Consider the following 15,119-nt stretch of genomic DNA (forward strand, 5'->3'; position numbering starts at 1 on the left):
GTTTTTCTTTTTAATTATTAACTGCTATAAATTTATAAAAAAGCTTCATCTTTTGGTTCCCATAATTCAATTTTATTTCCGTCTAAATCTATAATCCACCCAAACTTACCATAATCGTACTCTTCAATTTTATCAATTACCGTAACTCCTTTTTCTTTAAGCTCTTCTAATAGCTCCATTAAATTTTCAACACGATAGTTAAACATAAAGTCTTTCTCGGATGGCTTAAAATAGTTTGTACCTTTTGGAAATGGACTCCATTGAGTTGATGCTTTTTTCCCTTCATTATCTTTCCACCAAAATGTACATCCCCAATCATCAGTATTAAACCCTAAATTATTTTTATACCAATCTTTTGTTTTATTTGGATCTTCTGTTTTAAAAAACAAACCACCTATACCTATTACTTTACCTTTCTTCTTCATTTATTTCCTTTTTACATTTGTTTCATAAATATCTATCCATTCTTCTACCGTCATTTTTGTAGTTAATTCTGCTATTAAATCAAATGGAATTTCTTCTATTTTTTTAAATCGTATACAGCTTTTACCCATATCTAATTTTCTTTTACAATGTTTAGGATATTCAGCCACAAACCAATCTAATAGTTCTTTCTTAGCATAAATTCCGCTGTGATATAAATTAATTGAATTCTTCTGAGAAGCAATATTCATAAATGGTAAAGGTAAACTGGTATCGCAATGATATCCATCTGGATAAATTGAATGTGGCACGTAATAACCAATCATATTATAATTAATTCCTTCTTCAAAACCTTTTGGAAGATTCTCTTTAATTGTTTTACGTAATCTTTCCATAATTGCTTGTCTTTCCTCAGGAATTTGAGCAATATACTCTTCTGGTGTATCGGCTTTATACTGCATAATGATTTATTTACGTTGTAAAAATAAGGCTGACAATAAAGATATAATAAATCCTATTATACTAACCAAAACTATCATAAATAGAGCTGCAGTAGTACTTGTCATTTCAATTATTTCTGCTTCTCTACCTTGTTTTATTAGCATATCTTCATAACTTTTAAAAAAGTCGGGGTTTATAAATTCTGTATATATAAAATCTGCCATGCCAATTCCTATTCCTACCATTAAAGAAATAAGTGTTCCAATAGCTATAGCTTTTCCTAATGAAATAATTCCATTATTAACATTATCTCGATAATGTTTTATCCCAAAATAAATAAACGATAATGATATAAATATTGAGACGTATCCTAATATTTCATTTGTACCGTAATCTAAGTTTTCAATCCCTAAAACAAGGTGAAGAGTAAAAATTATAAGGCCTGTTAAAAAACCATAAACTCCATACTTTAGTATTGTGCTTTTCATTTAAGTATTTTTTTAAATTTATGATAAAACTAAAGAATACCTTCAAAAACAAGCTCATACTAAAGTACCAAAAACATATTTTTATAAAATTTGAAGAGATTTTGCTACTTGAACTGCTTGAGTTCTTCGTTTAGAATTTAATTTTACAAGAATATTTGACACATGAGTTTTTATAGTGCTTTCTGATAAAAATAAAGACTCTGCTATTTCTTTATTTGACAATCCTTCTGCTATTTTTTGAAGTACCTCATACTCTCTTTTAGTTATATTCAGTTCTGCTATTTTTTTATGATTTATTTCTGTAGATATAACTTTTGATTTATTCAAACTCTTTTTATTGATATAAATTCCAATAAAAAAGAAAATCACAGCTATAAATCCAATTATTATTTCAGTTCTTAAACTTCCAGAAACAACAGCATATTTACTAATTTCAAAAAGAAAAAATAAAGCTAAAATAAGCGCACTAAAAATAAACACCGTTTTTCTCATTTCTTCAAGTTAACAAAACTTTGTTTTAATTTTATCAACTATTGTTTGCGCTAACTTTTCTTTACTTTCGATAGTCCAGCCTGCCACATGCGGAGAAAGAATTACGTTTTCTGCATTAATTAAATACTGAAATGCCTCTGCCATTTCTACTTTTCCTGATATGTCTTTTTTCTGAAATAAATTTTCAAATGACTTTTTCTCATATTCCAAAACATCTAAACCAGCTCCTAAAACTTTTTTATTTTTTAGAGCTTCTACTAAATCTTCCGTTACTATTGATTTACCTCTGGCTGTATTAAGTACCCAAAAAGGTTTAGAAAATTGATTAATAAATGTAGAATTCACCATGTTTATAGTTAATTCTGTCTGAGGAGTATGAAGACTTAAAATATCTGCTTTTTCTTGTAATTCTTCTAAAGACACTTGCTTACAATTCTCATCTCCTACATTTGGTTTTATATCATAACAAATTACTTCTACATCAAAACCTCTTAACTTTTTAGCAAAAGCTTTCCCCATGTTTCCATAACCTATTAAACCTACTATTTTTCCATCTAACTCAATTCCTCTATTATTTTCTCGTAGCCATTTTCCTTTTCTTACCTCGGCATCTGCTTTATTCAGTTTATTAAAAAGAGAAAGCAACATACCCAATGTATGTTCTCCAACAGCATTTCTATTTCCTTCTGGTGCTGAAATTAAATAAACTCCTTTTTCTTCAGCATAATTACAATCTATATTCTCCAAACCTGCTCCAACTCTACCTATAAATTTTAGATTTGTTGCTTTATCTAAAAATTGTTGATCAATTGTAAATCTACTTCGAATAATAACCCCACCGTATTGATGAATTTTTGCTTCTATTTCTGACTTTGTTGAAATATAATCTTCCTCATTTATAAAACCTAAATCGTTTAATTGATTTAATAATAATGAATGATTTGAATCTAAGTGAAGTATTTTCATTTTAAGTATAAAAAAACCTTCTTAATCAGAAGGCTTATAATAGTTAATATTGCTCTTTTTCATTAGGGAAATCTTGCGACTTCACATCTTCTATATAACTTTGAAAAGCATTTGTCATTTCTCCATACAAGTCTAAATATCTACGTAAAAAACGAGGATTAAACTCATGTGTCATTCCAAGCATATCGTGTGTTACTAGTACTTGTCCATCTACTCCACCACCTGCTCCAATTCCAATAACAGGAATCGTCAAACTCTTAGCTACTTTTTCTGCTAAAACTGCAGGGACTTTTTCTAAAACCAAAGCAAAACATCCTAACTCTTCTAATAATTTCGCGTCTTCTAATAACTTATTAGCTTCCTCTTCTTCTTTTGCTCTTACTGTATACGTACCAAATTTATAAATAGATTGAGGTGTTAATCCTAAATGCCCCATAACAGGAATTCCTGCTGTTAAAATTCTAGAAATTGATTCAGCAATCTCACTTCCTCCTTCTAACTTTACTGCATGTCCTCCAGACTCTTTCATTACTTTAATGGCAGATTCTAAGGCACTTTTAGAATTTCCTTGATACGTTCCAAAAGGTAAATCAACAACTACCAAACTACGTTCTGCTGCTCTAATTACAGAACTTGCATGATAAATCATTTGATCTAATGTAATTGGCAAAGTTGTTTCATGACCAGCCATTACATTCGAAGCTGAATCTCCAACTAAAATCACATCAACTCCAGCTCCATCAACAATTTTTGCCATTGTATAATCATAGGCAGTAAGCATGGATATTTTTTCTCCATTAGCTTTCATCTCAACTAATGATTTTGTGGTAATTCTTTTGTATTGTTTTTTAGCTACTGACATTGTTTTTAATTTTCTAGTCTGTAAAAATACACATTTATTCTATTGAACAATTTACTTTAAGGAACTTCTATCATTATTATTCAATTCATAGAAAACTAGTTAATCTTCTGTTAATTATATTTTCTCTCTTTTCTTTTTTAATAGCTTTACTATCTAAATTCTAACAAATATGCATAAAATTACTACTGTCCTAATAGTCCTTATTCTTACAAGTGTTGCTAATGCTCAAAGCAAAAATGAACACGATATGATTAAAAAAACTATCGATACTTTTTTTGAAGGACTTCACAAAGGTGATAGTGCTATTGTTGGCAACACACTTCATTCTTCTGTTAAAATACAAACGACTTTTACCAACAAAAAGGGTGAAAAAAAGTTGGCTACTGAAAGCAGAGAAAATCTTCTAGCAAAAATTGCAGGTAAAAAACCTGAACACAAATATTTTGAAAAACTTTTGTCATACGATATTAAAGTGGACGGTAATTTAGCCTCGGTTTGGACTCCTTACGAATTCTATTTTAATGATAAGTTTAGTCATTGTGGAGCCAATTCTTTTCAATTATTTAATAATAATGGAAAATGGGAAATTATTTATTTAGTAGACATGAGACGAAGAAGCAGTTGTAAACCAGTAAAAGAATAGTTTAATGAAGAAATACTTACTCTTTTGTTTTTTAATATCAAGCATAGGGTTTTCTCAAAACCCTAAAATGTTTTTACCAAAGTTATTCAAAGATTTACCTAACGTGAGAGACTTTTCTATGAGTAAAAATGGAAATGAATTTTATTTTACAGTAGAAAGTTATGCTAAAGAATATTCATTTATTGCTTTTTCTAAAAAAATAAATGGCAAATGGACTAAACCTGAAACTGTAGCTTTTTCTGGACAACATAAAGATTTAGAACCTTTTTTATCTCCTGATGGTTTAAAACTATTTTTTGCTTCAAATAGGGTTAATAATAACACGTCTGAAATAAAAAAAGATATGGACCTATGGTACGTGAGTAGAAAAAATATTTCAGGTGATTGGTCTGAACCTAAAAAAATTAGTTCAGTAGTAAACACTTCTAAAGACGAGTTTTATCCTTCTGTTACGAATAAGGGAGATCTTTTCTTTACAGCTCAATATGAAAATTCAAAAGGAAAAGAAGATATTTATGTTAGTAGATTTGTAGATGGTGAGTATACTAAACCTACCTCCTTAAATAATAAAATAAATTCAGAAAAATATGAATTTAATGCTTTTGTAGCACCGGATGAAAGTTTTATAATATTTACTTCTTATGGAAGAAAAGATGATTTAGGACGTGGGGATTTGTACATAAGTAGAAAAGATAAAAATAATAATTGGTTACCTGCTGAACATTTACAAAAAGGTATTAATTCAAGAAAATTAGATTATTGTCCGTTTGTGGATATGAAGAATAATGTTCTTTATTATACTACTAATAAAAGTTCAATTCCTAAAAGCTTTAAAAAGAGAAAAAAATTAACGGAAATTATTAATTACATAAATATTAATCCTAATGGATTAAGTAGAATTTATCAGACTACATTTAAATAAAAAATAGCTTATATTTGACGCAATGAACCGAACTGATAAATCCAACACTTTATCTCCAAATAAATGGGTAGATAACTATGCTGATTATTTATTTAATTATGCTATAGTTCGTGTTAATGATTCCAATATAGCTAAAGATTTAGTCCAAGAAACATTTTTTGCTGGACTTAAATCTGCGAAAAACTTTGAAGGTAAATCAACCGAGAGAACTTGGTTAGTTTCAATTTTAAAGAGAAAAATAATTGACTATTATCGAAAAATTAATTCTAAAAAAGGTCAAGCTGAAGTTAGAATGAATTTTTATGATAATGGTGAAAATGAAGGTAACTGGATTGAGGAACGTGTACCTCAGTCTTGGAATAATGAAGCTGAAAAGAGTATTGAAAATAACGAATTGAAGTCTCAAATAGATGAATGTATAGGACATCTTCCTGAAAAATATGCTATGGTTTTTAGGATGAAAACTATTCAAGAATTTGAAACTGAAGAAATTTGTAAGGAATTAGATATCACTCCGTCGAACCTATGGGTTATTATTCATAGAGCGAGAACTCAGCTAAGAAACTGTATGGAAAAGAACTGGTTTAATAAGTAAAAAACAATGTTTAAAAATTTTAAAATAACATGCGATGAAGCTACTACTATTTGTGATAAAGCACAATATGGTGAAGCTTCATTTTACGAGAAATTACAACTTAATTGGCATATTTTAGTTTGCAAAGTTTGTGCTTTATATTCTAAACAGAATAAAAAGATGACACACATTTTTAAAATGAAAGCTAATGATTGTAAAAACGAAACACAGTGTTTATCTAATAAAGATAAAGAAGCTTTAAAGGAACAATTAAGTCAATTTAATTAACGACTTTGATCTGAATAAGATCAATTTTTGATTTTTTGTTAGATTGAAACGGAATTTATGCTACAATAGATTCCGTTTTTTTATACCTTTGATTTAAAAATATATTCATGCATTTTCTTCCTGAAAAAATTGATAATTACGTTGTTAATCACTCTCAACAAGAACCTGAAATCCTTCAAGAATTAACAAGAGAAACTTGGCAAAAAATATTAAATCCGAGAATGTTAAGTGGTGCTTTTCAAGGCAGAGTGTTATCTATGATATCTAAATTAATTCAACCTAAATCAATTTTAGAAATTGGAACGTATACTGGATATTCTGCTTTATGTTTAGCGGAAGGTTTACAAAAAGATGGGATTCTCTATACTATTGATAAGAATGAAGAACTGGAAGAGCTTCAATATAAATACTTTCAAAAATCTGAATATAGAAGACAAATCAAGCAAATTATAGGAAATGCTATAGATATTATTCCTTCTATAGATGACACCTTTGATTTAGTATTTATTGATGCTGATAAATCTAATTACTTAAATTATTTTGATTTAATTATCGATAAAATGAATACTGGTGGAATTATTTTATCTGACAATGTACTTTGGAGTGGTAAAGTAGTAGAAGCTTTAAATCCTAAGGATATTGATACAAAAATTCTTTTAGAATATAATAGAAAGCTAAATGAAGATGATCGCTTAGAAACCGTATTATTACCAATTAGAGACGGTTTAACTATTAGTCGAGTAAAATAAAAGTTTTTATCTTCTTTTAATTGGCCCAGTGAAGTCATCTATATTTTCTTTAACTTCATTTACTTCTTTATTTATATCTCTTACAAAATCGGTATCAATGCCTTGATTTTTGGCACTATCATTTATTTCTTTTTTAATATCGTTAGTTGCATCTTTAATTTGTCGCATACCTTTTCCCAATCCTCTAGCTATTTCAGGAATTTTATCTGCTCCAAATAACATCACCACTATTAATAAGATTACAAAAATCTCAGGCCCTCCAATAAATAAAAATATTCCGTTCATAAGTACAAAGATAATTAATTTAGATATTTTAATTATTTATAAAACAAAAAAAGCCAAACTTAATGTTTGGCTTTTTTATTATTTAAAATCAATTAGTCTGCTAGAATAATTGCTTTATTTTCTTTCATTTCTAAAGTTCCAGACTTTATGCTTAAAGTTAAAACTTTATCATCTTCTGGTAAACTTACAATACTACCGTGCAAGTCATCAAAAACTTTATGATCTTGAGTATGAACATGTACTTTTACTGTTCCTTCGTTTAAAATAGATACAACTGGTGCGTGATTATTTAAAATCTGAAATTCACCATTTATACCTGGTACAGTAACAGAATCTACCTCTGATGAAAACAAAATAGCTTCTGGTGTTACAATTTCTAAAAACATAATTTCAATAGAATTAATTATTGTTAATTGTTAATTGAATTATGCTTCAGCTAACATTTTCTCACCAGCATCAATTGCTTCTTGTATAGAACCTCTTAAGTTAAACGCTGCTTCTGGGTACTTATCTAACTCTCCATCCATAATCATATTAAATCCTTTGATTGTGTCTTTAATATCAACTAAACATCCTGGAATACCAGTAAACTGTTCAGCTACGTGGAATGGTTGAGATAAGAAACGTTGTACACGACGTGCTCTGTGAACTACTAATTTATCTTCCTCAGATAATTCTTCCATACCTAAAATTGCGATAATATCTTGTAATTCTTTATATCTCTGTAAAATTTCTTTTACTCTTTGAGCAGTGTTATAATGCTCATCACCTAAAATTTCTGGTGATAAAATTCTAGAAGTAGAATCTAATGGATCTACCGCTGGATAAATACCTAACTCAGCAATTTTACGAGATAATACTGTTGTTGCATCTAAGTGAGCAAACGTTGTAGCTGGTGCTGGATCCGTTAAATCATCTGCAGGTACATAAACTGCCTGTACAGAAGTAATAGATCCTTTCTTAGTAGAAGTAATACGCTCTTGCATTGCCCCCATCTCTGTTGCTAATGTTGGTTGGTAACCTACCGCTGATGGCATACGACCTAATAATGCCGATACCTCAGAACCCGCTTGAGTAAAACGGAAGATATTATCAACGAAGAATAATACATCTTTCCCTTGAGCTTCTCCTGCACCATCACGGAAATATTCAGCAATAGTTAATCCAGATAAAGCTACACGTGCACGTGCTCCAGGTGGCTCATTCATTTGACCGAACACGAATGTTGCTTTAGAGTCTCTCATTCCTGGTTTATCAACTTTAGATAAATCCCATCCTCCTTCTTCCATAGAGTGCATGAAATCATCACCATATTTTATAATTCCAGATTCTAACATCTCTCTTAATAAGTCATTTCCTTCACGAGTTCTCTCTCCAACTCCTGCAAATACAGATAAACCTCCGTGTCCTTTTGCAATGTTGTTAATTAACTCCTGAATTAATACTGTTTTACCTACTCCAGCTCCTCCAAATAATCCAATCTTACCTCCTTTTGCATAAGGTTCAATTAAATCAATTACTTTAATTCCAGTAAATAATACTTCAGTAGAAGTTGATAATTCGTCAAATTTTGGTGCTTGACGGTGGATAGATAATCCTGAGTCACCAGATTTTGGTAAGTCTCCTAATCCATCAATAGCATCACCAGTTACGTTGAATAAACGACCATAAATATCGTTTCCTATTGGCATCTGAATTGGATTTCCTGTAGCTACTACTTCTGTACCTCTACTTAATCCATCAGTTGCATCCATAGAGATTGTACGAACTGTATCTTCTCCAACATGCTGTTGTACTTCTAAAACTAAAGTTGAACCATCAGCTTTTTTAATTTCTAATGAATCGTAAATTTTTGGTAATTCAGCATTTTCTGTATTAAACTCAACATCGATAACTGGACCAATAATTTGAGAAACTTTACCTGTTATTGTAGACATTACTATATGTAATTAAAGTTATTTAATTTGCTATGTGAGCTTTAGCTCCTTTTTTCAAGGTGCAAAGGTAATTTTTTTAAAGGAATTTAAAAAACCTTTTAAACTATTTTTCATAAAAAAAAGTATATAAAAAAAGCCTCGCAAATGCGAGGCTTTAATTATGTATGTTTTTGGTTAAATTATTTTACTAATTTAATCTCTACACGTCTGTTTTGTGCTCTACCAGCTCTAGTTTTGTTATCAGCGATTGGGTAATCTTCACCAAATCCTTGAGATGATAATCTGTTAGCAGCAACTCCAGCTTTACCTACTAAGTAATCTAATACAGCTTTAGCTCTTCTTTGAGATAACTTCATGTTAGTTGAAGCTCTACCTTGGCTATCTGTATGTCCTTGAATACTAAAGTTAGCTTTTGGATATTCTTTCATAATACCAGCAATTAAATCTAATTTACCAGTAACTCCTGTTCTAAAAGTAGTTCTTCCTGAGTTAAAGTAGATAGCTCTTGCGAAATCATTTAATTTCTTAACAGCTTCTTCTTTAATTACTACTTCTGGACATCCATTGTTAGATGCAACTCCAGCAACTTTAGGACATTTATCATCTTTGTCTAAAACTCCGTCACCGTCAGTATCTGGCCAAGGGCATCCACCGTTCTCAGCTGGTCCTGCAGTGTTAGGGCATTTATCTTTACTATCGATTACACCGTCTCCGTCAGCATCAGGACATCCGTTGTTAGCTTTAGTTCCTTTTTCAGTTGGACAAGCATCGTCTTTATCAGCAATACCGTCACCATCTGTATCAGGACATCCGTTTAAAGCAGCTAAACCAGCTACTTCTGGACAAGCATCATCAGAATCTTTGATTCCATCACCGTCAGTATCAGGACATCCGTTGAATTCTTTTAACCCAGCTACTTCTGGACAAGCATCATCTTTATCATATACTCCATCTCCGTCTGTATCTTTACCTCCGAATTTGAATACAATACCAACTGAGTGTTGGAAGTGATCTTGTACTTTATCAGCAAATTCCTTCTTAACTCCAGATTGGAAGTTTACACCTAAGTTCTCGTTGAACCAAGTGTTAAATCCTAAACCTGTATTTAACATTCCTTCGCTATTATCTCCAAAAGTAGTATATCCACCACCTAAATACACATAAGGATCAAACCAAGAAGTATCTCCAAATAAGTTATTTAAGTCATACTTTACATTTGCATCGATAGCCCAATAAAGCTCATCCATATCATCTTTAGCAGCAAAATGCTTAATCTTATTAATAGATCCTGCTAACTGTAAAGTAAACCCATCGTTTAAATATCTGTCAACAGTAACTCTAGAAATTGAAGGTAAAACATTCCAGTCACTAGTACCGATATAATCTTTTGCATAATCTCCAAATTTACTTGGGATTCTAAAGTCAACAGCGTTGACACCAAATCCAACCGCCCATGGGTTGTCCGAATCCTGTGCGTTTACCGTTCCTACAGTAGCGAACGTAAACAAAGCTATCACAGCTAATTTGATTTGTTTCATTATTAAAAATTTAAATTAAAAGTTCGTTTATATATAGCGCAAATGTAAGTTGTTAAAACTTATTTACAAAAGCAAATCTACAAAAACTTATAACAATTACAAGTTTTTGTCTTAATATCTTTATATCACATTTAACTCTTTTCCTACTCTTACAAAAGCATTTACAGCTTTATCTATGTGTTCTTTTTCGTGTGCTGCAGACAATTGAACTCTAATTCTAGCTTGTTCTTTTGGTACTACTGGATAGAAAAATCCAATTACATAAATTCCTTCTTCTAATAGTTTATTAGCCATTACTTGTGATAACTTAGCATCATACAACATTACTGGTACAATAGCCGCATCTGCACCTACTAAATCAAAACCAGCTTTTTCCATTTCAGTTCTGAAATAATTTGTATTCCATTCTAATTTATCTCTTAAAGTAGTATCATTTGATAACAAATCAAATACTTTTAAAGAAGCTCCTACTATTGCCGGCGCTAATGAATTTGAAAATAAATATGGACGTGAGCGTTGACGTAAGATTTCAATAATTTCTTTTTTACCTGTAGTATAACCTCCCATTGCTCCTCCAAGAGCTTTTCCTAATGTTCCTGTAACTATATCTACACGATCCATTACATTTTTCAGTTCTACTGTACCTCTTCCTGTCTTTCCAATAAATCCAGCTGCATGGCATTCATCAACCATTACTAACGCATCGTATTTATCTGCTAAATCACAAATCTTATCTAATTTAGCTACAATTCCATCCATAGAAAAAACTCCATCAGTTACTATGATTTTAAATCTGTGGTTATGTTTATTGGCTTCTATTAATTGTTCTTCTAACGAAGCCATATCATTATTTGCATAACGATATCTTGCTGCTTTACATAAACGAACTCCATCAATAATTGAAGCGTGATTTAAACTATCAGATATAATAGCATCTTCTTTTGTTAATAAAGGCTCAAAAACCCCTCCGTTTGCATCAAAAGCTGCTGCATATAAAATAGTATCTTCTGTTGTATAAAAAGTTGCTATCTTTTTTTCTAAATCTTTATGAATATCTTGAGTTCCGCAAATAAATCGTACTGAAGACATTCCAAATCCATGAGTATCCATTGTATCTTTTGCTGCCTGAATTACTTCTGGGTGATTTGACAACCCTAAATAATTATTTGCACAAAAGTTAATTACCTCTTCTCCTGTTGAAACTTTAATTACTGCATCTTGTGATGATGTAATAATTCGTTCAGATTTATACAATCCAGCATCTTTAATATCTTGAATTTCTTGCTGTAATTGTTCTTTTATTTTTCCGTACATAATTTATGTTTGAAAGTTGTTTGCTTTTTAAATGGTCAAAGTTAATTCTTAAACTTCTTCAATCAAATTTTTTTCATTAATATATATGAGTAGCTTTTTCTTTACTACATAGCCCATAGATTTGAATACTCGTTCATACCTCAACAATTGTTGATGATAACTTTTAGATGGCTTACCTGTTTTATAATCTATAATTATAATTTCTCCGTTTTTATCAAAAACAAGTCGATCAGGAATCATAATTTGATTATCTACATCAACAATTTCTCTTTCATTATAAACTGTTATATCCTCGGAGAAATACGCTTCTAATAATGGGTGATTTACAATTCTATTTATATCTTCTTTTATAAAACCTGAATCTTTATTATCAATAATTCCCTGCTGAACATATTGATTTATCACTTTACCAACATCTTCTTTTATTATTATTTTTGACATGACCTCATGAATAAGATTACCAAATTTGATAGCTTCTTCTTGTTCTGTATTCCATAATTTTGAAGCACTTGCCAACATCTGAATGTTATGTTCTTTCCAAGATGTTGAAATAAATGCTTCTTGAATATTTGTTGAAGACAACTCTTTTTCTTTTTTCATAAGCCTTTCTCTATCTCCAAAAGAATACTCTAATTCATCTTCCTTCCATTCTTCTATTTTCTTCAAATAATTAATAAAAATTCCAGAATAGTAATTTGTATTCTCTCCTGTTTTTGAAATTCTTTTTTCTGTTATGATATGTAGCTGTTCAACTGGTCTTGTTAAGGCTACATACAACAAATTAAAGTTATCTAATTCTAATTCCTCTCGCTGATTATTATAAATTTCTGCTCCAGTAGTATTTAAATAACTCAAATCTTTACTAAATGGAACTAACAACTCGTTAAAACCATTAAAATTTTCCGGCAATTCATTTAACCAAATCTTTGGATTTATTTGACGATAAATATCCAAATCATAAGGAAAAATAACTACTGGAAACTCCAGCCCTTTAGATTTATGAATTGTCATTACTTGTACTGCATTACCACTTTCTGGCACTACTATACTAAGATTCTGTTTTTTCTCTTCCCAAAACTCTAAAAACTCTTGAATGCTAGTTCCTTTTCTTTGTTGCTCCAATATAACATCTAAAAAAAACTGAACATAAGCATCCGATGAATTAGTTAATTTAAAACTTCGAATTATTTCTTCTACTTTTTCATAAAAAGGTAATTGATGAAAAGTTGATAACTCAAATAAAATTCCATAGTCTTTTAAATTCTGAAATATTGTTTCATTTGACTGATGAATAAACTCCGAAATAAATGAATGTTTGTCTTTTTCAAACTTTAAATGATTATGTAAAAAATACAAGACTTCTAATAAAGTTTCTTTATCATTTGAATATTGAAGTACACGCAATATATTAACTATAAAATTAACTTTAGTACTATTTTGCAACAACAATGTTTCTGAAGAAATAATGTTAATCCCATTTTCCGATAAATAATTGGCTACCGCTATTCCATCCTTCTTTTTCCTCACCAACACACAAATCTCATTCAACAAGAAATCATCTTCTAAACTTCGAATGATTTCCAAAACTTTCTTTGGGTATTTTGTCTGTTCATTTTCTTTTTCTTCTTCCTTTTCTAAAAAAGATATTGAAACAAAACCACCTTTTTTTGAGTTCTCTTCTTGTTTATTTCCTTCAATAAACAATTGTTTATAATATTCATTTTGAAGAAAGTTTGCCGTATGTTGAAAAAATGAATTATTAAAATTTACTACCTCTGAAAAACTCCTATAGTTTCTTTCTAGTGTTTTTACTTCTTTTGGTATATAAAATGGATTTCCTTTTTCTGACCCTAAGTTTATAAACTGCTCTGCTTTACCTCCACGCCAACGATAAATAGCTTGTTTTCCATCTCCTACCAATAATAAACTTGCATTTTCTTGAGACAGTGCATTATTTATTAAGGGAATTAAGTTTTGCCACTGCAATACAGATGTATCTTGCATTTCATCAATAAAATAGTGCATAAATCGCTGACCAATTCGCTCATAAATAAACGGTACTGGTTGGTCTTTTATATTATCGGATATTAATTGATTAAACTCTGCATTTAATCGAAGATTGTTTTCTTCTTTTATTTCTGTTAATTCTAAGTTTATATAATTTAAAACGGCTAACGGAATGATACTTTTTAACACCAGCTTATTCAACAAATGTTGTTGATACAACTTCTCTGATTGCATATACAAATTTAGTAATTCTGGTAAAATTCCTTCTATAGTCGTTTTAATATCATCTGATTTAGATTTTGAATAAAAATTATTCTCTTCTATTCTTTCTCTAAGTTTTGAATCTTCAAAAAACTTTGCTTTATCAAGACTTTCAGACAATGCTACAAAATGATTAGGCAACATTGACCTATAAAAATCTTTATGACTTAATTGAGCTTCTTCTATAATTTGCAAACCTTTATTTCCAATTTCTTGCAAATTTTCTTTTATCTCTTTTTCATGTTTCGACAACTTATATTTTAGCCCTGTAAAGTCTTCTAATTTTTTATCTGCTAGTTGTCTAAAATGTTTTGTGTCATCTTCGTTTAATAAAATTCTTGAAAACTCACTTAACTCTCTTGAAATATCCCATGATTTATCATCATCCGCTTTATCTAAAGAAAAATCAATTAATAACTTCGTTAAATCTTCATCTGTTCCAATTTTAGAAATTAAAATATCAACTGCTTCATTCAACAGTGAAATCGCATCCATTTCAACTTCAAAATTTAAAGACAGTCCTAAGTCATATGCAAAGCTTTTTATTATTTTATGAGTAAAACTATCAATTGTAGTTATTGAAAAAGCTGAATAATTCTGTAGAATTGCTTCTATAATCTTTTTACTCCTTTCTTGGATAATTGATTTCTCAACTGTTATTTCATTAATTATTAGTTGGAACAAATCATTTTCTATTCCCTCTGAAAAATCGTGTAAATTTTCCAATACACGTTCTTTCATCTCTCCAGCAGCTTTATTTGTAAAAGTTATGGCTAGTACTTTTTGAAAACCAAAAATATCATTAGAATTTAACAATACTTTTAAGTATTCTTTTACTAATGTAAAAGTCTTTCCGCTTCCTGCTGATGCGTTATATACCTGAAATGTTGATACTTCTTGCACAATTATTTTTTAGATGCTAATTGCAC

At 29.9% G+C, this 15,119-nt stretch carries 17 protein-coding genes; 5 read left to right on the forward strand and 12 right to left on the reverse strand.

Going from position 1 to position 15,119, the window contains the following annotated elements; all coding sequences use genetic code 11:
- Positions 1–32: 32 nt before the first annotated feature.
- The 6 genes from ACOQN8_RS04575 to panB all read right to left on the reverse strand — a co-directional run bounded on the left by ACOQN8_RS04575 (position 33) and on the right by panB (position 3,672).
- Positions 33–425 (reverse strand): VOC family protein, encoded by a 393-nt coding sequence (locus ACOQN8_RS04575; protein ID WP_420551783.1) that lies wholly within the window; start codon positions 423–425, stop codon positions 33–35.
- Positions 426–884, reverse strand: a complete 459-nt coding sequence (locus ACOQN8_RS04580; RefSeq protein WP_420551784.1) for a DUF1801 domain-containing protein — start codon at positions 882–884, stop codon at positions 426–428.
- A gap of 6 nt (positions 885–890) precedes the next feature.
- On the reverse strand, positions 891–1,352 hold the full coding sequence (locus ACOQN8_RS04585) for a DUF4199 domain-containing protein (RefSeq protein WP_420551785.1): 462 nt from the start codon (positions 1,350–1,352) through the stop codon (positions 891–893).
- Between the two features lie 81 nt (positions 1,353–1,433).
- Positions 1,434–1,844 carry a response regulator transcription factor gene (locus tag ACOQN8_RS04590; RefSeq protein ID WP_420551786.1) on the reverse strand — a complete coding sequence of 137 codons (411 nt, stop codon included), beginning with the start codon at positions 1,842–1,844 and terminating at the stop codon, positions 1,434–1,436.
- Positions 1,845–1,853: 9 nt separating this feature from the next.
- The gene (locus tag ACOQN8_RS04595; protein WP_420551787.1) at positions 1,854–2,810 is read right to left on the reverse strand and encodes a 2-hydroxyacid dehydrogenase; all 957 of its coding nucleotides are present in this window, start codon (positions 2,808–2,810) and stop codon (positions 1,854–1,856) included.
- Positions 2,811–2,853: 43 nt separating this feature from the next.
- Positions 2,854–3,672: a 3-methyl-2-oxobutanoate hydroxymethyltransferase gene (panB, locus tag ACOQN8_RS04600; protein WP_235274258.1), complete on the reverse strand. Its 819-nt coding sequence runs from the start codon at positions 3,670–3,672 to the stop codon at positions 2,854–2,856.
- A gap of 169 nt (positions 3,673–3,841) precedes the next feature.
- On the opposite strand from panB, the gene ACOQN8_RS04605 reads away from it, so the two are divergent.
- The 5 genes from ACOQN8_RS04605 to ACOQN8_RS04625 all read left to right on the forward strand — a co-directional run bounded on the left by ACOQN8_RS04605 (position 3,842) and on the right by ACOQN8_RS04625 (position 6,848).
- Positions 3,842–4,315 (forward strand): nuclear transport factor 2 family protein, encoded by a 474-nt coding sequence (locus ACOQN8_RS04605; protein WP_420551788.1) that lies wholly within the window; start codon positions 3,842–3,844, stop codon positions 4,313–4,315.
- 4 nt (positions 4,316–4,319) lie between these two features.
- A complete protein-coding gene (locus ACOQN8_RS04610) occupies positions 4,320–5,237 on the forward strand; it encodes a TolB family protein (RefSeq protein ID WP_420551789.1) in 918 nt (305 codons plus the stop codon).
- Positions 5,238–5,259: 22 nt separating this feature from the next.
- Complete coding sequence (locus tag ACOQN8_RS04615; protein WP_150898372.1) at positions 5,260–5,832, forward strand: sigma-70 family RNA polymerase sigma factor; 573 nt, start codon at positions 5,260–5,262, stop codon at positions 5,830–5,832.
- Positions 5,833–5,838: 6 nt separating this feature from the next.
- Positions 5,839–6,099 (forward strand): hypothetical protein, encoded by a 261-nt coding sequence (locus ACOQN8_RS04620; protein ID WP_150898371.1) that lies wholly within the window; start codon positions 5,839–5,841, stop codon positions 6,097–6,099.
- A gap of 107 nt (positions 6,100–6,206) precedes the next feature.
- Positions 6,207–6,848: an O-methyltransferase gene (locus ACOQN8_RS04625; protein ID WP_420551790.1), complete on the forward strand. Its 642-nt coding sequence runs from the start codon at positions 6,207–6,209 to the stop codon at positions 6,846–6,848.
- 6 nt (positions 6,849–6,854) lie between these two features.
- Here ACOQN8_RS04625 and ACOQN8_RS04630 read toward each other — a convergent pair whose 3' ends face one another.
- From ACOQN8_RS04630 to ACOQN8_RS04655, 6 genes are all read right to left on the reverse strand, one after another.
- Positions 6,855–7,133, reverse strand: a complete 279-nt coding sequence (locus ACOQN8_RS04630; RefSeq protein WP_272150592.1) for a Sec-independent protein translocase subunit TatA/TatB — start codon at positions 7,131–7,133, stop codon at positions 6,855–6,857.
- 92 nt (positions 7,134–7,225) lie between these two features.
- Complete coding sequence (locus ACOQN8_RS04635) at positions 7,226–7,519, reverse strand: FoF1 ATP synthase subunit delta/epsilon (protein ID WP_150898368.1); 294 nt, start codon at positions 7,517–7,519, stop codon at positions 7,226–7,228.
- A gap of 39 nt (positions 7,520–7,558) precedes the next feature.
- Positions 7,559–9,070: a F0F1 ATP synthase subunit beta gene (gene atpD, locus ACOQN8_RS04640; RefSeq protein WP_150898367.1), complete on the reverse strand. Its 1,512-nt coding sequence runs from the start codon at positions 9,068–9,070 to the stop codon at positions 7,559–7,561.
- A 179-nt stretch (positions 9,071–9,249) separates the two neighbouring features.
- Positions 9,250–10,608, reverse strand: coding sequence for an OmpA family protein (locus ACOQN8_RS04645; protein ID WP_420551791.1), 1,359 nt, complete (start codon positions 10,606–10,608; stop codon positions 9,250–9,252).
- 120 nt (positions 10,609–10,728) lie between these two features.
- Complete coding sequence (gene kbl / locus ACOQN8_RS04650; RefSeq protein WP_420551792.1) at positions 10,729–11,922, reverse strand: glycine C-acetyltransferase; 1,194 nt, start codon at positions 11,920–11,922, stop codon at positions 10,729–10,731.
- A 48-nt stretch (positions 11,923–11,970) separates the two neighbouring features.
- Positions 11,971–15,093, reverse strand: coding sequence for a UvrD-helicase domain-containing protein (locus tag ACOQN8_RS04655; protein WP_420551793.1), 3,123 nt, complete (start codon positions 15,091–15,093; stop codon positions 11,971–11,973).
- Between the last annotated feature and the right edge of the window lie 26 nt (positions 15,094–15,119).

The organism is Tenacibaculum aiptasiae (genome assembly GCF_965221665.1).
GTDB classification, from domain to species: Bacteria; Bacteroidota; Bacteroidia; order Flavobacteriales; family Flavobacteriaceae; genus Polaribacter; species Polaribacter aiptasiae.

Bases quoted from the DNA above. Each gene is read 5' to 3' on its own strand.
- ACOQN8_RS04575 (WP_420551783.1), bottom strand. From the start codon at position 425: ATGAAGAAGAAAGGTAAAGTAATAGGTATAGGTGGTTTGTTTTTTAAA.
- ACOQN8_RS04580 (WP_420551784.1), bottom strand. From the start codon at position 884: ATGCAGTATAAAGCCGATACACCAGAAGAGTATATTGCTCAAATTCCT.
- ACOQN8_RS04585 (WP_420551785.1), bottom strand. From the start codon at position 1,352: ATGAAAAGCACAATACTAAAGTATGGAGTTTATGGTTTTTTAACAGGC.
- ACOQN8_RS04590 (WP_420551786.1), bottom strand. From the start codon at position 1,844: ATGAGAAAAACGGTGTTTATTTTTAGTGCGCTTATTTTAGCTTTATTT.
- ACOQN8_RS04595 (WP_420551787.1), bottom strand. From the start codon at position 2,810: ATGAAAATACTTCACTTAGATTCAAATCATTCATTATTATTAAATCAA.
- panB (WP_235274258.1), bottom strand. From the start codon at position 3,672: ATGTCAGTAGCTAAAAAACAATACAAAAGAATTACCACAAAATCATTA.
- ACOQN8_RS04605 (WP_420551788.1), top strand. From the start codon at position 3,842: ATGCATAAAATTACTACTGTCCTAATAGTCCTTATTCTTACAAGTGTT.
- ACOQN8_RS04610 (WP_420551789.1), top strand. From the start codon at position 4,320: ATGAAGAAATACTTACTCTTTTGTTTTTTAATATCAAGCATAGGGTTT.
- ACOQN8_RS04615 (WP_150898372.1), top strand. From the start codon at position 5,260: ATGAACCGAACTGATAAATCCAACACTTTATCTCCAAATAAATGGGTA.
- ACOQN8_RS04620 (WP_150898371.1), top strand. From the start codon at position 5,839: ATGTTTAAAAATTTTAAAATAACATGCGATGAAGCTACTACTATTTGT.
- ACOQN8_RS04625 (WP_420551790.1), top strand. From the start codon at position 6,207: ATGCATTTTCTTCCTGAAAAAATTGATAATTACGTTGTTAATCACTCT.
- ACOQN8_RS04630 (WP_272150592.1), bottom strand. From the start codon at position 7,133: ATGAACGGAATATTTTTATTTATTGGAGGGCCTGAGATTTTTGTAATC.
- ACOQN8_RS04635 (WP_150898368.1), bottom strand. From the start codon at position 7,519: ATGTTTTTAGAAATTGTAACACCAGAAGCTATTTTGTTTTCATCAGAG.
- atpD (WP_150898367.1), bottom strand. From the start codon at position 9,070: ATGTCTACAATAACAGGTAAAGTTTCTCAAATTATTGGTCCAGTTATC.
- ACOQN8_RS04645 (WP_420551791.1), bottom strand. From the start codon at position 10,608: ATGAAACAAATCAAATTAGCTGTGATAGCTTTGTTTACGTTCGCTACT.
- kbl (WP_420551792.1), bottom strand. From the start codon at position 11,922: ATGTACGGAAAAATAAAAGAACAATTACAGCAAGAAATTCAAGATATT.